The 23907-nt window shown below is 63.0% G+C and carries 22 protein-coding genes; 13 read left to right on the top strand and 9 right to left on the bottom strand.

The window, feature by feature from the left end; genetic code table 11:
- Position 1: 1 nt before the first annotated feature.
- From Hrd1104_RS02785 to Hrd1104_RS02805, 5 genes are all read left to right on the top strand, one after another.
- On the top strand, positions 2-1501 hold the full coding sequence (locus tag Hrd1104_RS02785) for a complex I subunit 5 family protein (protein ID WP_154551317.1): 1500 nt from the start codon (positions 2-4) through the stop codon (positions 1499-1501).
- Positions 1498-2028 carry an NADH-quinone oxidoreductase subunit J gene (locus Hrd1104_RS02790; protein ID WP_154551318.1) on the top strand — a complete coding sequence of 177 codons (531 nt, stop codon included), beginning with the start codon at positions 1498-1500 and terminating at the stop codon, positions 2026-2028. The genes Hrd1104_RS02785 and Hrd1104_RS02790 overlap by 4 nt, the downstream gene beginning before the upstream one ends.
- Entirely contained in the window at positions 2025-2309 is a 285-nt protein-coding gene (locus Hrd1104_RS02795) for an NADH-quinone oxidoreductase subunit K (protein ID WP_154551319.1), read from the top strand. The genes Hrd1104_RS02790 and Hrd1104_RS02795 overlap by 4 nt, the downstream gene beginning before the upstream one ends.
- Complete coding sequence (locus Hrd1104_RS02800) at positions 2303-4183, top strand: NADH-quinone oxidoreductase subunit L (RefSeq protein ID WP_154551320.1); 1881 nt, start codon at positions 2303-2305, stop codon at positions 4181-4183. The genes Hrd1104_RS02795 and Hrd1104_RS02800 overlap by 7 nt, the downstream gene beginning before the upstream one ends.
- 83 nt (positions 4184-4266) lie before the next feature.
- Positions 4267-5223 carry a formyltetrahydrofolate deformylase gene (locus Hrd1104_RS02805; RefSeq protein WP_154551321.1) on the top strand — a complete coding sequence of 319 codons (957 nt, stop codon included), beginning with the start codon at positions 4267-4269 and terminating at the stop codon, positions 5221-5223.
- 50 nt (positions 5224-5273) lie between these two features.
- Here Hrd1104_RS02805 and Hrd1104_RS02810 read toward each other — a convergent pair whose 3' ends face one another.
- Together Hrd1104_RS02810 and Hrd1104_RS02815 are read right to left on the bottom strand one after the other, a co-directional pair.
- Positions 5274-5495, bottom strand: coding sequence for a hypothetical protein (locus tag Hrd1104_RS02810; RefSeq protein ID WP_154551322.1), 222 nt, complete (start codon positions 5493-5495; stop codon positions 5274-5276).
- A gap of 332 nt (positions 5496-5827) precedes the next feature.
- Positions 5828-6856 (bottom strand): phosphoribosylaminoimidazolesuccinocarboxamide synthase, encoded by a 1029-nt coding sequence (locus Hrd1104_RS02815; protein WP_154551323.1) that lies wholly within the window; start codon positions 6854-6856, stop codon positions 5828-5830.
- Positions 6857-7154: 298 nt separating this feature from the next.
- Between Hrd1104_RS02815 and Hrd1104_RS02820 the strand changes: the two genes are divergently transcribed.
- The 5 genes from Hrd1104_RS02820 to Hrd1104_RS02840 all read left to right on the top strand — a co-directional run bounded on the left by Hrd1104_RS02820 (position 7155) and on the right by Hrd1104_RS02840 (position 12887).
- Entirely contained in the window at positions 7155-8927 is a 1773-nt protein-coding gene (locus tag Hrd1104_RS02820; protein ID WP_154551324.1) for a PAS domain S-box protein, read from the top strand.
- A gap of 70 nt (positions 8928-8997) precedes the next feature.
- Positions 8998-10347: an ATP-binding protein gene (locus Hrd1104_RS02825; RefSeq protein WP_154551325.1), complete on the top strand. Its 1350-nt coding sequence runs from the start codon at positions 8998-9000 to the stop codon at positions 10345-10347.
- 66 nt (positions 10348-10413) lie between these two features.
- Positions 10414-11562 (top strand): Gfo/Idh/MocA family protein, encoded by a 1149-nt coding sequence (locus Hrd1104_RS02830; RefSeq protein WP_154551326.1) that lies wholly within the window; start codon positions 10414-10416, stop codon positions 11560-11562.
- Positions 11563-11698: 136 nt separating this feature from the next.
- Positions 11699-12577: an MBL fold metallo-hydrolase gene (locus Hrd1104_RS02835; RefSeq protein ID WP_154551327.1), complete on the top strand. Its 879-nt coding sequence runs from the start codon at positions 11699-11701 to the stop codon at positions 12575-12577.
- A 76-nt stretch (positions 12578-12653) separates the two neighbouring features.
- Positions 12654-12887 (top strand): hypothetical protein, encoded by a 234-nt coding sequence (locus tag Hrd1104_RS02840; RefSeq protein WP_154551328.1) that lies wholly within the window; start codon positions 12654-12656, stop codon positions 12885-12887.
- 1 nt (position 12888) lies between these two features.
- Here the strand turns inward: Hrd1104_RS02840 and Hrd1104_RS02845 are convergent, their stop codons facing one another.
- Genes Hrd1104_RS02845 through Hrd1104_RS02865 form a run of 5 tightly spaced genes read right to left on the bottom strand, consistent with a single transcriptional unit; the run spans position 12889 to position 18227 of the window.
- Positions 12889-13854 (bottom strand): DUF5787 family protein, encoded by a 966-nt coding sequence (locus tag Hrd1104_RS02845; RefSeq protein WP_154551329.1) that lies wholly within the window; start codon positions 13852-13854, stop codon positions 12889-12891.
- A gap of 60 nt (positions 13855-13914) precedes the next feature.
- On the bottom strand, positions 13915-14328 hold the full coding sequence (locus Hrd1104_RS02850; protein WP_154551330.1) for a VanZ family protein: 414 nt from the start codon (positions 14326-14328) through the stop codon (positions 13915-13917).
- A 36-nt stretch (positions 14329-14364) separates the two neighbouring features.
- Positions 14365-16113: an archaeosine synthase subunit alpha gene (arcS, locus tag Hrd1104_RS02855; RefSeq protein WP_154551331.1), complete on the bottom strand. Its 1749-nt coding sequence runs from the start codon at positions 16111-16113 to the stop codon at positions 14365-14367.
- Positions 16114-16140: 27 nt separating this feature from the next.
- A complete protein-coding gene (gene tgtA / locus Hrd1104_RS02860) occupies positions 16141-17631 on the bottom strand; it encodes a tRNA guanosine(15) transglycosylase TgtA (RefSeq protein ID WP_154551332.1) in 1491 nt (496 codons plus the stop codon).
- A gap of 47 nt (positions 17632-17678) precedes the next feature.
- Positions 17679-18227, bottom strand: a complete 549-nt coding sequence (locus Hrd1104_RS02865) for an NUDIX hydrolase (protein WP_154551333.1) — start codon at positions 18225-18227, stop codon at positions 17679-17681.
- 308 nt (positions 18228-18535) lie between these two features.
- Here Hrd1104_RS02865 and Hrd1104_RS02870 point away from each other — a divergent pair, with 308 nt between their 5' ends.
- The 3 genes from Hrd1104_RS02870 (at position 18536) to Hrd1104_RS02880 (ending at position 20717) form a co-directional block, all read left to right on the top strand.
- Positions 18536-19060 (top strand): DoxX family membrane protein, encoded by a 525-nt coding sequence (locus Hrd1104_RS02870; protein WP_154551334.1) that lies wholly within the window; start codon positions 18536-18538, stop codon positions 19058-19060.
- A gap of 14 nt (positions 19061-19074) precedes the next feature.
- Positions 19075-19386, top strand: coding sequence for a hypothetical protein (locus Hrd1104_RS02875; protein WP_154551335.1), 312 nt, complete (start codon positions 19075-19077; stop codon positions 19384-19386).
- A gap of 83 nt (positions 19387-19469) precedes the next feature.
- Positions 19470-20717: a cysteine desulfurase gene (locus tag Hrd1104_RS02880; protein ID WP_154551336.1), complete on the top strand. Its 1248-nt coding sequence runs from the start codon at positions 19470-19472 to the stop codon at positions 20715-20717.
- Positions 20718-20772: 55 nt separating this feature from the next.
- Here Hrd1104_RS02880 and Hrd1104_RS02885 read toward each other — a convergent pair whose 3' ends face one another.
- Positions 20773-22086, bottom strand: coding sequence for a PH domain-containing protein (locus Hrd1104_RS02885; protein WP_154551337.1), 1314 nt, complete (start codon positions 22084-22086; stop codon positions 20773-20775).
- Between the two features lie 449 nt (positions 22087-22535).
- Positions 22536-23792, bottom strand: a complete 1257-nt coding sequence (locus tag Hrd1104_RS02890; RefSeq protein WP_154551338.1) for a hypothetical protein — start codon at positions 23790-23792, stop codon at positions 22536-22538.
- Positions 23793-23907 lie beyond the last annotated feature (115 nt).

Consider the following 23907-nt stretch of genomic DNA (forward strand, 5'->3'; position numbering starts at 1 on the left):
TGTGAGTGGCACACCTCTCGCTATCGCACCGTTCGTGGCGCTGTCTGGCGGTGTGTTTGGCACCTATCTGGTAGGTCGATCCCCGCGTGGCCGGTCGGTCGCCTGGGCGGGTGTCGTCGCCTCTGTGGCGGTGCTTCTCGCGTCGGGGACGACCTGGCTCCTGTGGTTGCGATCGCTCCCGATCGAGTACGCGCTGTTTGGTGAGGGCGTCGGTGTGCGGGTCACCGCACTGAGCGTGTTCCTCTCGACGGTGGCCTGCCTGGTCGGTCTGGCCGTGATCGTCCACGCGGCGGGAAGTACCGACAGCAAGGACGCTCCCGAGTTGTACTATCCGCTCGTCCTCGCAACCCTCGCCGGCGTCGTCGGTATCGGCCTCTCTGCAGACCTCTTCTCGCTGTACGTCTTCTTCGAAGTGATGGCCGTTGGGACCTACGCGCTGGTCCCCTTCGCGGTCGACCGAGCGACGGCCGTCGAAGCAGGTCTCAAGTACGTGATCATGAACGCCGCGGGCTCGTTGCTCGCCATCTTCGGCATATCGCTCGTCTATGCCCACACTGGCGGCGTGCTCGACTTCGCGACACTCTCCGGGGAACTTGCCGCGACAACCGGCCCGGGACCCCTGGAGGCGGCCGTCCTCTTTCTCGTCGTCGGGTTCGGCGTCAAGGCAGCGGTCGTCCCGCTCCACACCTGGCTGCCGGACGCTTACACGGAGTCGCCCGCGAGCGCGAGCGCGCTGCTTGCGGCCCTGGCGACGCCGGCCGCGATCGTGGCGATGGGCAAGGCACTCTCGGTAGTTCCTGACGGTGTCTCGGTCGGACTCCTGTTACTGGTGGTTGGTGCGCTGACGATGACTGTCGGCAACTTCCTGGCACTGGGCCAGCGCGATCTGAAGCGTCTGCTGGCCTATTCGTCGATCCCACACGTCGGCTACATTCTCTTTGGACTCGGTGTTGGCTTCTACGGCGGGTTCGGTATTGCCTTCGACGGCGCACTTTTTCACGTCCTTGCGAACGCGTTCATGAAGGGCGGTGCCTTCCTCGCGGTCGGCGCGATCGCCTATCGGCTGGCTGGGGCCGAGGGCAAGCACCGAACGCTCGGGGCACTTGCCGGTGTGGGCTATCAGATGCCAGTCGCCGCAGGCGCGATTGCCGTCGCCGTGCTGGCGCTTGCGGGCGTTCCGCCGCTTGCGGGCTTCTGGGGTAAGTTGTTCATCGTCCTCGGAAGCGCCGAAGTCTCGGGGGCAGTCGGCGTCGGCCTCGCTGTCCTCGTGATCGGCAACTCCTTTCTCTCGCTGGGATACTACCTCCCGGTGCTGGGGGCCATGTTCGATAGCCCGACTGACGCCGTGTCGTCGCTCGACCGGACACCAACACGACTCGCCGTACCGATCCTGGCGCTGACTGGCGGGACGATCCTGCTCGGACTCGCCCCGGCGTTCGGCCTGGATCTGGTCGGGCCAGCAGCCGACGTCTTGCAGCATGGACTGGAGGTGACGCCATGATCGCACTCACCACGGGCGCACTCGCGATCACGCTCGTGCTTGGCTTTGCCGCCGTCGCCGCGCGGGACTTTCTGGTCTCGATTCTCTCGCTATCCGGCGGGAGCGTTGCCCTGGCGGTGTACTTCTTCTTGGCTGGGGCGCCGATCGCGGCCGTCTTCGAGGCGGTCGTCGCCGCTGGACTCATAACCGTCCTCTTTCTGTTCGTGATCAGCCTGACCGAGACCGACACGGCCCAACGCGTCCACCCCGCCAAGCGCACGGTCGTCGGGCTCGCACTCGGGGGCCTCCTCGGTGTCGGGATCGTTGTTTGGGCACTACTCGACCCTGCGGCCGGCGAGGCTACCACGGTGACGACCTTCGCCCAGGAACTGTGGAGTGGCCGGTCGATCGACGTCCTCGCCGTCACGATACTCATGTTCGTTGGCGTCCTCGCCGTCGTCCGGTTGACGGCTGAGCATCTCGACCCTGCGACCGACACGGGAGAGGACCAACCAGGAGCGACCGCTCCTCCGGAGGGAGATACATGACTGCACTCGCCTACGGCGTCGCTGTGGCGCTACTGGTGATCGGTATGGCGAGCATCGTCGCCGGGCGAAACGTGGTACAGACGTTGATCGGCGTCGAGCTCGCCTCGAAGGGCGTCCTCGTCAACTTCGTGGCGACCGACCCGGCAGGTAGCCAGGGGATCGTCGTCCTCCTCATCCTGATCGATGCCGTCGTCGTCGCCGTGCTGCTGGGCGTGGCCGTCGCGGCGTATCGACAGTACGGAACGCTCGATCTCGACGCTATCGGGAGGTTGACATGGTAACGAACCGTCGCACGCTACTCGCATCGACGCCCGGCTTGGTTGTCGCCGGCGCACTCCTGGCCGCTGTCGCGGTGATGGCACCCGGCCAGCCGACACCGGCCGTCTTGGCCCTCGGCGCGATTGTGGTGCCGCTGGTCGGTGCCGTCGTGTTGCCGTTCGTGGCCGTCGCCGGCGATCGCGTCCGGAACGGGGCGGCCGTGTCGATCGGCCTCGCGACCGCTGGCCTGACGCTGGCACTCCTCCCGACGGCCCTGTCGGGCGATCCGACTGTCGTTCAGTACGACCTCGCCTGGGTGCCGGCCGCCGACGTGTCCTTCGGCCTCTACCTGGACGTACTGGGTGTCATGATGGCGACGATCGCGGGGGTCGTCGGCGCGCTCGCACTCGTCTTCTCGACGCGCTTTATGGAACGGGAGGGCGGGCTGACCCGCTACTACGCGCTCACGTTGCTGTTCGTCGGCGGCATGATCGGGTTCGTGCTGACCGACAGCCTCGTCGCGCTGTACGCCTTCTGGGAAGTGCTTGGACTGTGTTCGTTTGGCCTGATCGCCTTCTGGCTGGACGAGGAGACCTCTTTCGCGGCGGGCGTGAAGGCCTTCGTCACGACCCGCTTTGGCGACATCGGCCTGCTTGCCGGGATCGCCGTCCTGTGGGTCGGCGGCGGCACGTTCTCGATCCGCGAACTGATCGATCAGGCCGCGAGCGGCGCACTACCGGAGTGGACACTCGCCGCCGCTGGCGGACTCTTTATCCTCGCCGCGGTCGGCAAGTCCGCACAGTTCCCCTTACACGTCTGGCTCCCCGACGCGATGGAGGCCCCGACGACGAGTACGGCACTGATCCACGCCGCCTGTATGGTCAACGCCGGGCTGTACTTGCTGGTCCGGACCCGCCCGATCTTCGACGGACTCGAATGGTGGACGACCGCCGTGCTGGCCATCGGGACGATCACCGCATTCCTGGCCGCCGTGCTCGCAACTGTCGAAAACGACTTCAAGCGTGCGCTGGCCTATTGTACGATCAGCCAGCTTGGCTACGTGACCGCGGCGATTGGCCTCGCCGGCGGTGTCCTGCCCGCGAGCTACCACCTCCTGAGTCACTCGATCTTCAAGGCCTTGCTCTTCCTCGCAGCGGGGTCGGTCATCTACGGGATCGGCGGGACGGTCCACAAACACGTCGACATGTTCGAGTACCGCGGCGTGGGTAACCGCGAGCAGATGCCCCTGACCAACGTCGCCTTCCTCGTCGGCATTTTGGGACTGATCGGCGTGCCCGGGTTCAACGGCTTCTGGAGCAAGGAACTGATCCTCTCGACGGCACTGGAAGGCAGCGCCATCGAGCAGGTCGCCTTCGCCGTGCTGGCAGTGACGGCCGTGCTGACCGCGGTTTACTCGATCAGGATCTACTATCTCGTCTTCTACGCTGAGCCGACGGCGAGTGCCGAGGAGTCGCCCCTCGCGATGACCGGCCCGCTGGCCATGTTGGCTGGCCTGACCCTCACTTCCTGGCTGGCGATCGGGCCGCTCTCTTCGGGTCTGGAAACGTATTTCCCGGGCGCGGAGATCCACGGCTATACGATCGTGGGCTTCGTCGAGCACACGCTGACGCCCCGGACGGCAGTCCTGACGGCTGGCATCCTCGGCTTCGGCTATCTCGGCTTCCACTCCCGGGCATCGATCAACGACGCCGCACCCGGTGGACTTCTGGCTGTCCTTGAGGCCGGCTACGGCTTCGACCAGCTATACGAAGGGTTCGTCGCGGCCTACCGCTGGTTGTGTACCCGCACGCGGGCCATCCAGACGGGTGATGTGAACTACAACGCCGTCGGCATTGTCGTTGCGCTGGTGATCGCCGCGGTCGTCCTCGTCATCTGACGGCCGAAAACGCACCCTTTTTGCTCGCGTGGCCGCCATGACTGGACAATGAGCGCCAGTACGCGACCCACGAGGTGGCGGCCATGACTCGCGATCTGACCGAGATCACCGTCGTCGGCGACGACTCGACTGGATTGATCGCTGAAGTCACGTCGCTACTCTTCGAGCGCGGGGTCAACATCGAAGATGTCGATCAGGCTGTCCGGGAGGGCGTCTTCCGGATGACGACGATGGTCGACACCAGCGAGATGATCGTTACCCAGGAAACCCTGCGGGAAGATCTGCAGGAACTGGCCGACGACCTCGGGGTCGACATCACTGTCCGATTCCCCGAGGATCGGGACACCCAGTCCATCGCTGTCCTCGTCACCAAAGAGAGTCACTGCCTGGAAGCCATCTTCGAGGCCTGGGCCAGCGGCGATATCGACGCCGACGTCGAGGTCGTCATCGGCAACCACCCGGATCTCCAGCCGCTCGCTGAGAAGTACGACGTTCCCTTCCACGACATCGGTGACGAGAAGGGCACGCCCGACGAGGACGAACTTCTGGATCTGCTCGCCGAATACAACGCGGACCTGATCGTCCTCGCGCGGTACATGCGCATCCTCAGCCCGGACGTTGTCTTCCGCTACGAGAGCCGGATTATCAACGTTCACCCGTCCCTCCTTCCTTCCTTCCCCGGGGCTTCGGCGTACATGCAGGCCATCGAGGAAGGTGTCCGGATTGCCGGCGTCACCGCCCACTACGTGACGACCGACCTCGATCAGGGACCGATCATCTCTCAACGCGTGTTCAACGTCCCACCCGAGGCGACCGAGGAAGAACTCCAGCAGATCGGCCAGCCCTTAGAGGCCCAAGCACTGCTCGAGGCGATCGATCTCCACCTCAATGACGAGATCTACGTCCACCGTGGCCGGACTCGGTTGCGCGACCCCGAGGAGACCGACGCCCAGCTCGGTGCACCCGAGCAACTCGAGCAACTCAATCCGGATCGGCCGATCGACGGACTCGGTGAAATCGTCAGCGACGCTGACGACTGAGCAGTCAGCCTCTGTGTTGGGCCGGCGAGTGCCGCCGGGAGAAAAACCGCTTATTCGAGGCCCAGATCTGCGAGTGAGTGGGTGTGCTGCCACGCGCCAGCGACCGCACCGACGTCGAAGGTAAGAACGCCGTCTGTGAGTTCGAGTCGAACCGTGTCGCCGTCGATCTCGGTGTCGTGGAGGTGAAGCTCAAGCGGCTGGCCGAAGTCCGCGACTGCGACCATCAGCTCACCGTTCGTTTCGAGCATTTCCTGTAGTTCGTTTGCTTCCATAGCACTCGCTGGTAGGCCCGAACGGCCCAAAAAGATTGCTACGTCATGGATATTCCCGACGTTCGTTCCCGCCGTGAGTGGCGCCAGTGTCTGTTTTTGGCCGGCCTAAAAACAGGCAGAACCCGCCTCTTCTAGAAGGGCTAAACACGTCGGTCCCCGCGCTTTGGACATGCAGGTCACCCATTACGACACGTGCCAAGACTGTGGTGCCGAACTCACCGAGACCACGACCTACCGCAAACACGCCTACTGTGGCGATTGTGGCGGGACACTCGCGTGAGCGACGATAGAAACAGTCTGCACAGCGTGGCTTTCACCCCACAGCAGTCTACTTACAGCCGCTCGACCCGCTCGAGTGTGTCCTCGATAGCTGGTGCGTCGAAGACCTCTTGGCCCACATACGCGTTCGTTCCTGCCTGATAGAGGTTACTCGCGACCTCGATACTGTGACCTTCGAGCGGTTCGGGCTGGCGTTCACACAGTGCTTTCCAGTCGGCACGGTTCCGTTCACTCGCCGTCGCTTTTGCCTCGCTGACGGCCTCGACCCACGCCGGCTGCGTTCGCTTGTGATACTGCCGAATGACTTCTTTGCTGACCTCCTTGCCCTCGTAAGAAAAGCGGTTCTCGTCGAACGTCCCTACGACGTCGGCAACGTAAATCTCTCCCTGGTAGTAGAGACATTCGATTTTGCCGTCTTCGTGAGCGAAACCTGCCTCGGCGGCCTGCCGGTTGAGGTACTCGTTGACCTCCCGTGCGACGGCTTCGAGGGCGTCGATATCGGCTTGGCCGGCGATCCGGTCGGCTTCCTCGCGTGGGAGGTAACGGTCCTGTTCCTCGTACTTCGTCGAGAATTCGACGACCGGCTCGGGCAACTCGACCACCTCGTCGGGCCACTCCGCAGTATCGAGTCCGTGGTCTGGCGGGGCCGAGCGCTCGCGTAGACTCGACCCGACAGGGACGGTGTTGCGAAAGACGATCTCCAGGGGCACGAGGTAGTTTTCACCGGCCGTGTCGTGATAGGCTTCGTAGTCGTATCCGTCTGTCTCGTGTGGTAGCTTCGGGACTTGCGTCAGACTGATCGCCATCTCGCGTGGTTGGCTGCCCGCGTCGATGGCCGTCTGTAGGTCCGTCAGTTCCCCGTCGACGAGGACACCCTCGTAGTGGGTTCCGATCCCGGCTGCATCCAGTTGTTCGAAGTTGTACGCGCCCATCGTACACAGCGACGCCCCTTTGGCCGGGATCTCGTCGGGCATCTTCCCCCAGTCGAACACCGAGTAGTCGTCAGTGAAGACAAACGCCCCCTTGCCCAACTCGGTCGCGGTCGGCTCCTCGTCGATCCGGAACTCCTTGACGCTGGTCATCGAATCGGGGTTCCGAGCCGGCGACCTTAGAGGTTGTACATCCACACAGACGCGCGCGTCGCCGTCGAGTGGAACCTACTCACCTCACAGGCATCTCTGCAACTGCTGTGAACGGCGCCCGTCCGTCTCAGTATCGATACTCATGCTACGTGTGTACCCCGGGGACTCAAGAATGGTTATCAGTTACCGAACTGTCGCCCATCTGGAGTAGCTGGCTGAAACGTGAGCCAAATTTATACCAGTGGCTTTTGTTATCAAGATAGACAGAGCCACTCATAGCAACGGCCTCCATTCTACAATGTGCCCCCAAGACGTTCACATTCTCTACGTTCCTGCCCTCACTCCCGATCGGGAGATCGGGACGCGACTTGCCAATATCGACCGATACGACGTACATAGGAAGACACGCATTCAGGCGGCGCTTGACGCCGTCGCGACCGAGGACATCGATTGCATCGTCACAATCGACGACGGGAGCGACGCCAGCACCACGCTGCTCCGCCGTCTCAGGTCGCGAGAGGGCGATACGACACCGTTCGTATTCCTCGCGGCAGATCCGGATGAAACGATAGTACGAGAAGCGTTAAACGCCGGTGCCGATCGATTTCATCGCGTCGACGCGGTTGTCGACGACCCGACGCTGTTGGCTACTGCGATCGACGAGAGTGTTCAGCCTCCGCGCCGAGACTGGCACGCCGCCCAGCAACGGTGGGAGTGTGAGCGGTTGTTCGAACACATGAACGTGGGGGTTGCCTCGCAACGAATCATCACCGATGACGAACACGACCCCATCGATTACGAGTTCGTCGACGTCAACGGAGCTGGCTGTGACACTCTCGGAATCGACTCGGCCCAGGCGTTGCCCGTCTCGGCGTCGGCGCTGTTCGAGCAGGACCCACCGCCGCTTCTCGACCGGTATCAGACTGTCCTCGAAACGGGCGAGCCACTCTCTTTCGAAACGTACCTCCAATCGCTGGAATCGTGGTACAGCAGTGTTGCATACTCGCCCGACGGCACTCGCATTGTGACGGTTTTCGAAGACGTGACGGCCAGACGGGAACGGCAACGCGAGCTAGAACTGTTCCGGGAGATGGCCGACCAGGCCCAGGACGCAATTTTCGTCACCGACGCGGAGACGGGGATCATCGAAGACGTCAACGAGACCGCGTGTGATCGCCTCGGATACGAACGCTCGGAACTAGAGGGTGCAGGCGTCTGGGACATCTCGGGTTACTTTTCGGACCGAGCGGCATTTCGACGCCATCTCCGCCAACAGGACGGTGACCCGTCGTCACACATCGAGACAGTCCACGAGCGCAAAGACGGGACCGAGATCCCCGTCGAGATAATGGCTTCGACCGTCGAGATGGACGAGCATACGTGTCGGGTCGCAATGGCCCGTGATATTACCGAACGCAAAGCGCGTGAACGGGAACTCAGAGACGAAAAAGAGCGCCTCGAAGAGTTTGCAAGTGTGTTGAGTCACGACCTCCGGACGCCTCTGGAAGTGGCGACGGGACGCCTCGAGTTGGCGAGTGAAACAGTCGAATCCGACCACTTGTCCTCGGCCAAGCGAGCGCTCACACGTATCGACGAGATCATCGAAGACGTCCTCACGCTTGTCCGGGACGGGAGCACGGTCGACGCCGACGCGATCGAGACCGTCTCGTTGGCGTCGGTCGCGCGCTCGTGCTGGCAGACAGTGAGCACGGCCGAGGCAGCCCTGCGAGTCGAAACGGACAACCGGATCGACGCTGACCCGGGGCGGCTCCGAGAACTGTTCGAGAATCTCTATCGCAACGCGGTCGAGCACGGCGGGGACGACGTGACTGTCGTGGTCGGTGACTTCGAGGATGGGTTTTACATCGCCGACGACGGCGCAGGGATTCCACCGACAGACCGGGAGGCCGTCTTCGAGGCAGGGTACTCGACCCGGGAGTGTGGCTCAGGGCTGGGCTTGAGTATCGTCGAGTCGATCGCCCAGGCCCACGGGTGGTGTGTCGACATCACCGAAAGCGAGCGTGGGGGCGCCCGATTCGAGTTCACTGGCCTGGAAGCGAGCATCGACTGAGAATCGTCTGACTACTACCTTGCGTGGCGCTTCGAGTGGCTTATGTCGATCGCGCTACAATGGCCCGGAGATGAGCAATCCGGAGCGTGACGTCGTCGAATTCGTCCTGACAGCGGCCGTTTATACCGATCAGGATGACCTCGAACCCGACGATCTGCCACCCGAATATCGGGCGGTGTTCTGGGAGGATGGGACGATCGAGCGACCGGTCGTCGCGACCGCTGAAGCGGCACGGGAAGCGACGGGCGTCGAGCGACCCTGGGCGGCCGTCTCGGAACTGATGTTTACCGACCGCGACGAATTCACCGGGGAAATCGAGTTCACGGATCGGGAGATGGCCCACGAGTGGCTCGAAAAGCGCGTCGACGCCGCACACGTACTCGAGAACCCGACCCTCGCAGCGGCCTTCGAGGACAGTTTCGAAGACGTCGGCCGCGAGCAGGCTCGCCAGCAGGTCCGCCCCGCGCGGGCCGATCGGGCCTGGATCGACAGTCTGCTACAGGAGTACTTCGCCGAGGAAGAAGAAGAGGAGATGCTCGATCTCGTGGAGATCCGCGCCCCTGAGGAAGTCGACATGACTCTCGACGAACTCGTCCTCACGTCGGATCAAGAAGACGAGATCAACAAGCTCGTCAAGGCGATCGAACACCGCGAGTATCTCGCGAAGATCGGCCTCCGAGAGATCGGGAAACTCCTGTTCGTCGGTCCACCAGGCACGGGCAAGACGAGTGTCGCGCGCGCACTTGCCCACGACCTGGATCTGCCGTTCGTCGAGGTGAAACTGTCGATGATTACCTCTCAGTATCTCGGCGAGACTGCCAAAAACGTCGAGAAGACCTTCGAGGTGGCAAAGCGCCTCTCGCCGTGTATCCTGTTCATGGACGAGTTCGACTTCGTGGCCAAGACTCGGGCCAGCGACGAACACGCCGCCATCAAGCGCGCGGTGAACACGCTCTTGAAATCGATCGACGAGGTGAGTCTGATCCAGGACGACGTGCTGTTGATCGGCGCGACCAACCACCCGGATCAACTCGATGCCGCAGCCTGGCGACGCTTCGACGAGATCGTCAACTTCCCCAAACCGGACGACAAGATGCGTGCAGACATTCTGGGCGTCGTCACTCGCGACATGGAGATCGTCGACTTCGATCCCGCGGCCCTGGCGGAGATGACAGAAGGGCTGACTGGCAGCGACCTCCGACTCGTTCTCAGGGAAGCAGTCCTGGATGCACTGACCGAAGAGCGGACGACGCTCACTCAGACTGACCTCGAAGACGCCGTTGCCAACTTCGAGGAACGGGATAACCTCAAGAACCTCGATATGATCGAGGGAGACCACGACGCTCTGGTCGCCGGCGGGACTCCGGACACGGGTGACGAGCACGATCACGCCGAACACGCAGACCACGCCCAGGATTGATCGTCGTCCGCTCCCCCGAGTCTTTGTCGACCCAATCTTTATTCTCCGTCCCTGGGTGAGTTCCCTATGACGATCGATATCGGCATCGTTGGTGCTGGGGATCGCGGGCACACCCACGCAGGTGGGTACGCAGCAATCGACGCGGCCTCGGTCGTCGCCGTCGCAGACGTCGATCGAGAAGCAGCGACGGAACTCGCCGAGGCGTTCGACGTTCCGGCCGTCTACGAAAGTGTCCGAGCGATGCTTGCGGACGCGGATCTCGACGCGGTCAGCGTCTGTGTACACAACAACTTGCACCGGCCCGTGGTTGAAGCCGCAGCCGAGGCCGGCGTCGATGCCTTCTGTGAGAAACCCCTGGCTGGGACCTATGCCGATGCGAAAGCGATGGTTGAGGCTGCTGAGGGTGCGAGAATCGAAGTTGGCGTCCAAAACGATGACTTGTTCTCCCCGGAGACGCGGGCTGCAAAGACACTCATCGAGGGTGACGATCTCGGCGACCCGTACTACGCTCGTGGCGTCGTCTCCCGGCGGCGTGGGCGACCGTTCGTCGACGGGTACGGCACTCCGGAGTTCGTCTCGAAGGAATCTGCAGGCGGCGGACCAGTCATCGATATCGGGACCTACGTCCTGGGCCAGTTGCTCTATCTGCTCGGGAACGCCCGCGTCCAACGAGTCGGTGGCGCCACCTTCGAGCACACCGACGCTACCTACGACGCCGCCCTCGTCGGCGAGAACCGAGACACCTACGCCGACCGACTGGCGTCGTCGGGCTACGATGTCGAAGATGTGGGTCTCGGGTGGGCGCATCTGGCCGATGGCTCGGTACTCGAACTTCGGGCTGCCTGGCACATGTTCCTCCCCGATCGCCCGAGTGTCGTCGCCGGGACACAGGGCGGCCTCCAGCTCGACCCCTTCGAGTTCTACACGACGACCGAAGACTACGAGGCGACCGTTTCGATCGACCTCGAAGAGTACGAAACCCGCCAGGCACTCTTAGAGAGCGAGAGTGGCTACGACTTCGAGCGGGACGTCGGTCAGTTCCGCCACTGGATCGAGACGATCGACGGTCGGGCCGAAAATCCGATCGATACGGCCGGGCTGGCGCTGAACGCCATGCGGATCATGGACGGAATTTATCTGTCGGCAGCGGCCGGACGCGAACTGACCAGCGAAGAGATCGCCCAGCGCTCGGGCTCAACCGCCGCCGATCTGTGAGCCTCGGTCCGGCGAGTCTGGCCCCTCCCATGGACACCGTTCCGGCACGACCCGAGCCTGTGTAGACGTTCCGGGACGGAGACTGGCCGACTCCCAATCGTGTGCTTTAGGCGCCTCCGGAGCGTGGCAGGCCTCGATGGAAGTCACCCTCCTCGGGACGGGCGATACGACTGGCACGCCGACGGTCGGCTGTGACTGTGCGGTCTGTCACCGTGCCAGGAACCCCGAGCCGTCCCTCCGTGACAAACTCGACACGCGCGGCGTCGAGATCGGACCCCGCGGCGTCGAACGAACACGGTTCTCGCTTCACATTCGCAACGAGCACACCGACGAGACACTGCTGATCGATGCCAGTCCGGACTTTCGGCGGCAATTTCTCCGCGAGGACTTCGATCCCCCGGATGCCGCTCTTATCACGCACGTCCACTTCGACCACCTCGACGGGCTGGGCAACGCCTATCGGCTCTGTCGAGAGCTGCCGGTATACGCCTCGGGCGTGGTCGATCCGGAAACGGGCCAAAGCGTCGCCGAACACGTCCGTGATCGCTACGACTACCTCGACCCGCTCGATGTCCGGGCTCGCCAGCCGTTCGAGTCGTTTTCGGTCTGTGGACTCACGATCCGACTGGTGCCTGTCGACCACCCCCCGCTCGATACGTACGGCGTGGTCGTCGAAGATCCCAACACCGGCGGGCAACTCTCGGTTACGGGCGATACGAGCTATCAGCTTCCAGCTGAATCGAAGGACGTACTGGCCGAGCCAGACTTGCTCGTCGCAGACGGGATCCTCCCGGCGGATCGCTGTGAGTCCCACCCGGCCGGGGGAACCCATCACGACGAGCACGGCGTCCCGATGACCTATGGCACCAAGCATATGACCATCGAGGGAACGCAATCCCTTGCTGCCGATCTCGGCGCGACCGAGATGCGTGTCGTCCACCTCTCACACTATCTCCCGGCTGAGACAGCGTTCGACCGTCCGCTTGGTGTCGACGGCGAGCGGTTCTCACTGTGAGTGTGGCCGAGCCTCTCTCGGAACTGGCACTCGACGCCCAGCATAAGGCCTTTGTGCTGGCGACCGAAGCCAGCGCATGGACATCGATTCGGAGCTCGATCCGGCGACGGTCGAAGGGTTGCCCGCCCAGCGGCCCCTCGTCGCGATCGGCCTCGCCGCCGTCGTCGCGACGGTCGTCTACCTGGCGATCCAGCTGGCGATGGATGGGACGGTCGAACTCGTCGAAACAGCCGCGTTTACGATCGTCTTCACTGGCGTCTACGTCGCTTTCTTGTACCTCCGACGCCAGCTCCAGACGTCCGAATCGTAATTCACTCGTAGCGATCGAGCCCCGCCTGCCGTCGTGTCCGCCCTTCTGGATCGGGCCGCCACGGACTGGCGTTGGCCCGTCTTGCCGTCAGATCGACAGGCGGACACTCGCCCGACTCGTATCCCCGACAATCCGGCCCGCACTCACTCGCCGGGTCGACGATCCGACCGGCCCATTCGCAGTATGGGGCTGTCTCGGTCGGGCCATCACCGGGGACACACCGTGTACAGCCCGGATAGTCGAACGTGCGCCACCCTTTCCCGTATGCACGCTCGGCAAGTCGGCGACGCGCCCGTGCCTTCTCACTTGGTGAGACTGTTCGAATGTCAGTCTGTCCCGGCATTCGATCGAGGATTTCGATGCCCGTCCGGTCGGTAGCAAGCGACGTCGGATCCCTGAGGACGTCTCGCTCACCCGACTCGGGATCGAACTGCCAGATGCCGACTTCTTCGGGGATCCGGTTTCGGTGGGCACCGGTCACGTGGGAGGCCGTCGCCAGCACGACCGCATCGAAGATACCCAGCGAGACGTCGGTCTGGAGTTGGCCCTGGAGATCGCCAGGCCGGTCGAGATCCGGCTTGTTCTCGATGCCGACGAGTCGGTCGAACCACCGTTCGGGATAGCGACACACTTGCCGGACTGCCGGGTCACCACCGACCCGCTCGCGCTCGAAAAAGCCCGCTTGCACGGCCCGCTCGACGAGCCGCCCGCGTTGCTCGGGACGCCGATCTGGAAAGACATCTCGGAGCGCCCTGGCAGTCCCCGGGCCGACTGGCGCCTCGATCGCGGCGGATGGGATCGTCCCATCGGTGATCGCGGCCCGACGATCGACGGCTGGCCCCGGCTCGATGGCGACGACATCGATGATGCGACGGCCCTGGACGTGTGCGCCCAACTGGCGAGCAACGAGTGTCTCCTCGTCTTCGATCGCTCCACACAGCGCCAGTTCGAACGCGTACTCGCGCACGCCAATTGCTCCGGTAGCGACGCGCAAAAACGTCTCGCCCGGGCGGTCGGCCCCCTCCTCTCACCAGCGACGAGATTCAAGATCGCCAAGCCAGCGACGGCCCAGCGACCAGACGACCGCGACGAGTACCGCGCCGGCGGCGTTCGTGAGGATGTCCCCGATGGCAAAGGTCCGATACGGCAGCGTCGCCTGGAGGAGTTCGATGACTGCCCCGAACCCACTCACTGCGATCGGAACTGTGGCGGCCGAGACGGCGGTTTTGAGGGGGCTTGCAAGTAGCGCGTAATAGACGGTCAGGGTCAGAAACCCGTAGCCGCCGAGATGGGACCACCTCGCCCACGTCAGCCCGAGCGGGCCGGAACGAGCGATGCCAGCCCCCGGATCGACGACCGAGCCGAGAACAATCGCCGTCGCGACGACGATCGCCAGGAGCCATCGGATCGTCCGGGGAACGCGACGCGACACGTGAGCCATAGCTCCCGTTTCCGGGGCCCCAGACTAAACTCCTTCTCAGCGCTCGGTGACGTGGCGGACGTCACTGGCGATACCGCGTGTGCTCTGTACCATCTCCGGACCGCTCATGTTCGCCCGGCCGACCGCGAGCGCCGACGGCCCCTCAAAGACCACTTCGTCCCCGACGCGGATCGACTCGTCGGCGTCGACGATACCCGGTGCGAGGACGCTGCCGTGGGGCACGAAGTCGTCGATCTCGACGCGCTTGACCGGAACGTCTGCCTCCAGCCAGCGGCGCGCACCGGCAAGCGTCAACGAGAGGACGCCGTACTCGGGGACCATCGCGGCGAGTTGTTCGCCATCGGCATCGTTGACTCGAAGCTTCGGATAGCGACTTTCGACCTGCAGATCGTCGAACAGCGCGTCGCCGGCTCCCTCGCCGAACTGGTAGTCCGCAATCGCCCGGACGACGTTGTGCTGGCGCTCGCGCTTGCGGTATTTGGACTCGCCAGCGAGAGTTTCCGAGAGAGTCGACAGCGACTCCTCGGTCGTCGGGTGATCGGCGACCGTGTACTCGAAGGACTCGCCGAGCCGTTCTTCGACGCGTTCGGTAATCTCACGGTAGTCCTCGGGGACGTGGGCGATCACGCGCGGATAGTCGTTGTCTCGGAGATACGCCTCCAGTACGTCGGCGACGAATGCGATCTCCGTCTCTGACCAGCGTCCGGTCACGACGGTGTCGTAGTGCTGGGCGGGATAGGTGAGTTCCAGTTCCTGGGGGACGACGCCGATGGGCGACGTGATCGAGGCCAGATGGCCCCGGAAGTTGATCGCGTCGTGGAACTGGTCGTGACTCTGGGACTCGCTGTAGGGTTTCGTCGCCGAACACGGGACGAGCACCAGCGGCGCGTCGAAGCGACACTGATAGCGCTCGGTGACCCGCTCGGCAAAACGCTGGATCTCGACTCGGCCGAGCGTGTCGTCACTTGCCGCGGTTATCTCGGCTTTCCGGACCAGCGGCGTCCGGGTTTCGAGATAGTCGTACTCGTCGTCGAGCCGCCGCATCGTGGCCGTCAACCACTGTTCGTGACGGGCCTGGCCTTCGAGGTAGTCTCGCAGTCGGCCCTGTCGAATCCGATTGCGGACCGTCCGGAGTTCGGCTTCGAGGGTCGCGACGTTGTGCTCGACACAATCCTCGCGATCGAACGCCTCGATCCCCTGCTGGCAGGCCGAACAGGCACAGGGCAGTTCGTCCAGATTGTCGAGGCGGTACTCGCCGTCCGCGGTGAGATACCACCCCTGTGTGCCCCGGACGACGGCCCGGTCGGTGTCGAACAGATCCGCGCCGGCGGCGGCGAGCGTCGCGACGTTGCCGGGCGTCGCGATCCCCGGGAGGTACACTCCGGCGTCCGGGGGGATCGCCTCTCGGGTCGCAATGATCGCCTCGACGAAGGCCGCACTGTGGCCCGTAAACCCGGACGCGCCAGCGAGGACGTACGCGTCAGTCCCGTGGTCGCCGGCTGTCTCGGGCGAGACGACAGCGGCACTCGGGAACGCGACGTCAGGATAGTTCGGCTCGAAGGCTGTTTGGACTTCTGTGGGCGTCCCAGCGGGGAACGCGCGGTGGGGCAGTACCGATAGCGTCGATTCGTCCCCGTCGGGAACGGCCTGCTCGCCACTCCAGAGACTGCCTGTCTCCTCGAGAACGTCGTCGACGAGGGCCGGCGTGGTGATCGCGTCCGCGAGCCGCAGGGTGCCGATCCTGGCGGCCCCGTCGCGGTCGATCACTTCGAAGTACTCGGTCATGGCCATCCGGACGGTCCGGGCGATGAATTATCTTTCCTTGTCGTCGGTGGTCTCACGCGCATCGATCACTGTTAGCGCCGCCGGTAGCGACGCGAGGGCGGCCGCAGGCCACCCGTCGTGAGCGAACGTAATCGACCCGTCACTCTCGGCCACGAGCCGATCGATTCCCCGGGCCGCTGCTCGGTAGGCTGCCCGATCGGTCCGGTCGGGCAACTCGGCCGTCAGCGGATAGGTCTGGTCGAGTTCTGGTGGAACAGGGCCAAAGGGTGGAACGACCGTCCAGGTCTCGTCGTACTCGCCGTCCGGTCGCGTCGCGTCCTCGGCGACCAGCAGGAGCTCACCGGCGGGCCCAATCCGGTCGAGGCGGTCGTGATGTCGCCGCACCTCCGGGCGTCGGGCGCTCTCGGCCGAGAGGTAGAACAGCGCGTCTTTCGAGGCCGGATCGGTCGTCTCTAGTTGGTCTGTGTGATCGAGCAACGCGCGATACCCGTCAAGCATTGTCGGGTGGGCACGCGCTCTGGCCTCGACGAGTTCGAGCAACTCACCGCGGCGGATGGCCTGCTTGATCCGGCGCATCTCACCGAAGGAGACGTAGAGATTGTGTTCGGCCAGTTTCTCGACGCGCTGATCTTCGGGGAGATTCCGGACCTCCTCGGGACCGAATCGTGAACAGATCGGACACTCACACGGGAAGTATTCGAGTTCGTCTAAGTGTTTGGTCCCGCGAACGGTCAGATACCGCCCGTCTCTGGCGTACAGCGCGTAGGCTGCCGAGTCGAACAGATCACAGCCGAGCGCGACCGCCAGGGCAAACATCATGGGGTGGCCCGCCCCGAACAGGTGGACTGGCGCGTCAGCCCCGAGCCCACGTTTGGCTGCGGCGACAGCAGCAACCATGTCCGCGAATCGATACTCGTTCATCAGGGGGACGATCGCGCCGATGGGAAACACGTCCAGGCCGCTGGCGTAGGCGTCTCGGGCCGCCCGCTCTCGGAGGTCGGGATACGTCGATCCCTGGACTGGCGCGTTGACCAACATCTCACCGAGATCCATCTCTGTCGCGGCTTCGATCCGCTCGGCCGTCGTCGCGAGTTCCGATTCAGCCTGTTCCCGACTGACGTCCGGTGGCGTCGGGAGGTCGACGGGCGTCCCGATATCGGAGCCGATCTCCTGTTGGAACCGGAGGATCTCCGGGCTCGTAACGTCGATCTCCCCGTACTCGGCCAGTTGGAACGACCCCGAGTCGGTCATGATCGCGCCGTCAAACTCGAGCAGATCGTGCAAGCCATCTTCGAGGGCCGGCTCTCGGACCTCCTCGCTCCCGTAGATGACGTAGCTGTTGGTGATGAGCATCTCGGCTCCGAACTCCCCGAGACGGCTGGGTGCGATCGTTTCGTGGTGCGGGTTGATCACCGGCAACAGGGCGGGCGTCTCGACGGTGGTATTTGCCCGTGGGACAGTTAGCTCTCCTAACCGCCCACTGGCGTCGTACCCCTGGAGTTCGAAGTGCTCGCGCATGACCGCTCGTGGGGAGTCGGCGGGCCTAAGCATTCCGTTTCGCCGGCCTATCGCTCGAACAGCGCGTAGTACAGGACACCGAGCATCGTCCGCCCGTCCCGGAGGTCGTCCTCGCGGGCGGCCGCGATGAGGGCCTCGATAGTCGTCGTTTCGACCCGTATGGACTCGTTGTCATCCAGATCGCGTTCCCCGGTTGGTGCACAGTCCTCGGCCAGGAAGTAATGGAAGACAGCATCGGCAAAGCCGTTGGCCGGCTCGACGGTCGTGAGATGCTCGACCTGGCCAGGCTGGTAGCCCGTCTCCTCTTCGAGTTCGCGGTGGACTGCCGCCGCGGGGTCCCCGTCGTCGGGTTCGAGGCTCCCGGCGGGCAACCCGTAGTTGATAGCACCGACGGCCTGGCGCCACTCCTCGATGACGACAACCTCCTCGTCGGTCGTCACCGGGAGTATCACGACGCTCTCGCCTTCCGTGAGATAGTCGAACTTCGTTTCGGTGTCGTCGGGCAGTGCAACGGTGTCGGTCACCACATCGAATCCCGGACAGGTGTAGGCGGTCTGGCTTGAGAGTGTTTCCCAGGCGAGGTCAGATCGCTCCATGCACGGCGATTTATCCGGACACGGAAAACTGGCAGGGATGGCGAGGCTCTATGAGAAACCTGCGGCAGTGCACAATAAACGACAATGAACATACTATAGCTAGGTATTATTCAGATCCGTCATATGAGTGCTAGATAGATCAACGATCCGACCGTAGGTCCGTGAACGTGTACAAATAAGCGAGCTTTTGGAACTCCAAATAATGTTTCCGTCCAAATACTGCTCCTGGGATAGTTCCCAGAACGTGAAAATCACGGACTCCATTAATATACGGAACTGGTGAACATCTGTACGTGAGGTAGACACGAATGGCAAACACCGAGGTGGATACGACCCTGTTCGGGACAGACGTATCGTACGAGATAGATGGACGGTGGTTGGCGTATTTCACGTTCCTCCTACGCGCCGTCGTGGGTTACTGGTTCTTCCACGCTGGCATCACGAAGATCATCGATGGGTTCAGCGCGGAAGGGTATCTGAAGTTCGCGGCCGACTATACGATCATGGAACCGATCGTGAGTCCGTTCGCAAGCGGGATCGGACTCGAGTTCGCGAACTTCATGATCCCCGTCGGGGAGACGCTCATCGGGCTCGGCGTGTTAGTCGGGCTACTCGTCAGGCTCGCGTCGTTCTTCGGCGTGTTCCTGATGCTGTTCTTCGTGACGATCAACAACGGCTGGGGCCACAGTATCGTGACCAGTGATCTGATGGGATTGTTGCTCTTCGTGGCAATGATCGTGCTCGGTGCTGGTCGCGTCTGGGGGCTGGACGCCTACGTCGAGAAGATGGCGTTCGTCCAGAACAACCCGTGGCTTCGATACTTGCTCGGTTAAGGAGGTGACACACTATGGCAACTAACACAGACAACATGACGCTGGCAGATCAGATCGCAATGGGCCTCGGCGGCGGACTCTTCTTGCTCGGGACCGTCGGTATTGGCCTGCTCGAAATAATCGCAGGGAACATGAACCCGATGGTCGTCGGTACCAACGCCGACGGCGAAACCGTCAACGCGATATCGGAAGCTGCCGTCGAATCCGTGCAAAACGCACCAGTCATCCCGCCGAACGTGCGGGCATACCTGCTCACGTTCGGCCTCGTCATCCTGGGCGTCTTCGCGATCTACGCGTTCGCGACCCATCAACACCTCTACGAGTAGCACAGTCGTCCCCCGTTTTGCACTCGCCACCGTTTCTAGGCCGACCGAAGGAAAGTTGAGTCTCGGCCCCCGAGTATTGCCTGATGACGGTACGTGAAGCAGGGGACTTCGACGTCGAGGCTATCCGTGAGGACTTTCCGATCTTGGAACGGGAGTTCGATGGCACGCCGTTGGTTTATCTCGACAACGCAGCGACGACCCACACACCCGAACCGGTCGTCGACGCCATTGTCGAGTACTACGAGCGCTACAACGCCAACGTCCACCGCGGACTCCATCACCTCAGCCAGGAGGCATCGGTAGCCTACGAGGAGGCCCACGACCGCGTCGCCGAATTCGTCGGCGCGAGTGGCGGCCGCCAAGAGTTGATCTTCACGGGCAACACCACCGAATCGGAGAACCTCGTGGCCTACGCCTGGGGGCTGAACGAACTCGGTCCCGGTGACGAAGTGGTTCTCACGGAGATGGAACACCACGCCTCGTTGGTCACCTGGCAACAGATCGCAAAGAAGACTGGCGCGACGGTCCGGTACATTCGGGTGACCGATGACGGCCATCTCGACATGGACCACGCCAAAGAGCTGATTGGCTCCGATACGAAGATGGTGTCGGTCCTGCACGTCTCGAACACGCTCGGGACGATCAACCCCGTCGCGGACCTCGCCGACCTCGCTCACGCCGAGGACGCGTTGCTCTTCGTCGACGGGGCACAGGCCGCCCCCAACCGGCCAGTCGACGTCGAGGCCATCGACGCCGACTTCTATGCCTTTTCCGGCCACAAAATGGCCGGGCCGACCGGGATTGGTTGCCTCTACGGTAAGAAACAGATTCTCGAAGACATGGAGCCGTTCAACTACGGCGGCGACATGATCACGAAGGTCACCTTCGATGATGCCACCTGGAACGAGTTGCCCTGGAAGTTCGAAGCCGGGACCCCGAAAATCGCCCAGGGGATCGCACTGGCGGAAGCTGTCGACTATCTCGACGAGATCGGTATGGAGACGGTCGCCCGCCACGAGAACGAACTCGCCCAGTATGCCCTCGAACGTCTCGACGAATTCGACGATATCGAGACGTTCGGTCCGCCTGCGGGCCAAGAGCGTGGTGGGTTAGTCTCGTTCAACCTGGGTTCGGTCCACGCCCACGACCTCTCGTCGATCCTCAACGACTACGCGGTCGCCATCCGGGCGGGCGATCACTGTACCCAACCCCTACACGACAAACTCGGCGTCGCCGCGACGGCCCGAGCCTCGTTTTACATCTACAACACGCGGGAAGAAATCGACGTACTGATCGATGCCATGGACGACGCCCGCGAACTGTTTGGGTGAGCAGACGCGGCCTGTGACCGCATTTCGCCGATCCGAGGCGAGGCCGAAATAGCCCTTAGTCGCCGCCCCACTCCCACTTGGTCCGGTCGATCTTTTCGTTGATCGCGTCGATCTGCTTCTCGTAGTCGTCGGCGTCGATCGACGATGCCGTCTCGGCGACGGACTGGGCGTCTCGTAGCCGATCGACCGCTCGCTCGTACTGCTCTCTGGCGTCCTCGGCGTCTTCGTCTTCGCGTTGCTCGCCCGTCGTTTCGAGTTGCTCGGCGTGGGTCTCCAGCGCCTCGAGCGTCGACGCCGCGATCGACGAGAGGTCGACAGCCACGTCGAGGGTCGCGATGCCGTCGATCCGGTTCCAGCCGGCCTCACTGGCGGCGTTGATCCGGCGATACGCCTCGAGCCAGCGTGTCGCAGCGACGTCGGATCGATCAGCTTCCCGGGCGACTTCGAACGTCTTCGTGGTCGCCGAGACGTACTGTTCGTCCAGCCCCTCGACGCGATCGGCCAGCGAGTCGATCCGCTCGCCGGCGTTGTCTGGCGTTGCCTCGACGTCGTCGATCGCCTCTCGGAGCCTCGAAAGCGCTCTGACAGCTGTCGTATACGCCCCACAGAACGGTTCGAACTCCTCGCCAGCTAGCGCGTCTTCAGCCCGCTCGATGTCAGTCTCGCCGCGGTCCAGCCAGACGGCAACGTATCGGCGATCGCACTCTCGGGCGACCGACTCGATGCGCTCTTCGAGTTTCTCGGCTAGAACGTCGTCGCCCTCGTCGCCGAGCGGATGCGTGTCAGTGAGGCTGCTGACCTGATGGCGCGCATCCGAGAGTTGCGATCGTGCACGGAGTCGGAGGTTCTGCGTGGCGGTACCGCGTTGCTGCCCGGTCTCCCCCTCGATCTTCGATTCCAGTGTGTCGATTACGTCTCTGGCTGCCCCAATCGACCGGTCGACAGATCGGTATACGTCGGCGACGTTCTGGATGTAGTCCGTAACTCGATCGGGATCGCCGTCGGTCGGGGCGAAGTGAATCGATTCCGTCTCGTGCCCGACGACGAGTTTGGTGTTCAGAAACCCGCTCTTCAGCTTACACGTCGTCACCGATTCGAAGTCGAAGGCGATCTCGACGACCTCGGGTTGGTCGCCCAGGACGACCAGCAGTCGCTCGTCGGTCACGACGAGGTAGGCATCGTGGTCCCCCTCCGGCTCGACGGTTGTCGTTCGGCCTTCAGTCGTGTGCTCGACGCTATCGCTGGCCAGGACGTGCTCGGGACGTTCTCCATTGTCGAGCAATGCAGCGAAGGGGCCGGCGTCCAACTCGGCTTCACTGTCGTTCCCACCGATCAACGATCCCGACAGGTCGTTTACTCTCTCGAACATGGTCTCTTGGGAATCATCACTTCGTACCCCAAGCTGTGCAGACGTGGGATATTAATAGTGCGCCTTTCGGCGGTTGCTGTGTGAAACAGCTAGCTGCGTGGCCCTCGCCGCCGGCTGACGTTTTGTGGCACCGCTAGGTGTGTCCAGTCTCGCCAGCAGTATGCACTTCCAACGCCGTCTCGCTCACGAGACGTACTCACGCCAGCACGCAGGCATCGCAGGCCCAACGCTTTGTTTCTCGGGACACAGCCGCCCTGGAGAGGCACGACCCACAGCAGCGGGCAAGAACCGACGACGCGACGACTCAGTGACGCGACGGCCAACGACCTCACTGTCGCATCTCGGCCATGTGGCTTCTGATTCGGCCTACCTGGCGGCCCACTGAGAGGCCTTACACTGCCCGGTGGCGGCCGCTGCCACCGACCAAACAGTTCAGTCACTGGAAGTGATCAATCCGTTCCCCACTCCCACTCGGTGACTTCGACTTTCTCTTTGAGTTCCGTGAGCCGCTGATCGATCGCTGCACTGTCTCCGACTGGCTGTGTGTCGACGATCTCGTGGGCCTGGCGCATACGCGTAACTCCCTGCTCGAAGTAGCGCCGAGCTTCGGCGGCATCCGTCTCGAGTTCCTGCTCACCGGCTTTCTGGAGCGTATCGGCGTGATGCTCTAAGGCATCGACTGTCGCCTCGGCGATCGGTTCGATCTCCGAGAGTGGCAGCGCACACGAATCGACTGCTGTCGCCCAGCCGGCGTCGCGGGCGGCCCGCACACGCCGGTAGGTTTCGAGCCAGCAATTGGCAGTCACTGCGGGGTCGTCACTCTCTGTTGCGTTCTCGTGTGCCTCGCGGGTCGATTCGACGTACCTCTCGGCGAATTCCTCGAGTTTGTGGTCCATCTCGGCCGCTTCGCTGGTCACTTCTTCGGACGGGGAATCGAGATCAGCGAGTACGTCCTGCAGTGAAGCCACCCCATCCGTCGCCTCGACGTAAGCCTCGCAAAATGCCGCATACTCGCCTTGGTCGAGTGCGGTCTCGGCTTGTCCAACTGTGTCGCGAACGCGGTCGATCCAGGCGTCGGCGTACCGTCGGTTGAGTTCCGTCTCGGTGGTTTCGACTCGTTCGAGCAGTCGGTCAGTCTGTACTGCCTCCCGTGTGACCGACTGGCGTGCGTCGGATAGTTCTGACTGGACTTGGAGGCGAAGATAGCCAATCTTGCCGCCCTCTCGGACCTTCGTTTCGAGTTCTTCGGTCATCTCCTTGGCCGACGCGATGGCGTCTTCGACATCGGTGTAGGCCTCTGCCATCACCGTAATGTACTCTGCGACCGCTTGTGCATCGCCGTGTGTGGGCGAGACCCGTATCGATTGGTCTCCCTGCTCGACGACGAGCGTCGTGTTCAGTAACCCGCTATTGACCGCTGCTCGCGATATCGATGGTAACTCGAACTCGATCTCGCACTCGGAGGGCTGTTCTCCAAGTACGACCAACACGCGTTCGTCGGTTGCAATCAGATAGGTGTGGTACTCACCGTCGGGCTCTACCGTCGTCGTCCGTTCTCCCGTCGTGTACTCGACGCTCTCGCCCACCAAGACAGTCCGTGGCTGCTCGTGTTCTCTCAGCAATCCGTCTATCGGATCGCTCACCGAGCCAGCCCCGGCAACGTTTCCTAGCGCCGTGTCCGGCAACTCCTGTATGCTATCGAACATTTACGTGCCCCTCGTTGCAACCAACGACCGGATACACTGTACGGGGGACCATAATATTACTGATGAAATTCATTTCGCGAGGCTGGAGGGGCCGTTCACATGAGAGGATTTGCCG

Source organism: Halorhabdus sp. CBA1104, assembly GCF_009690625.1.
Lineage (GTDB): Archaea > Halobacteriota > Halobacteria > Halobacteriales > Haloarculaceae > Halorhabdus.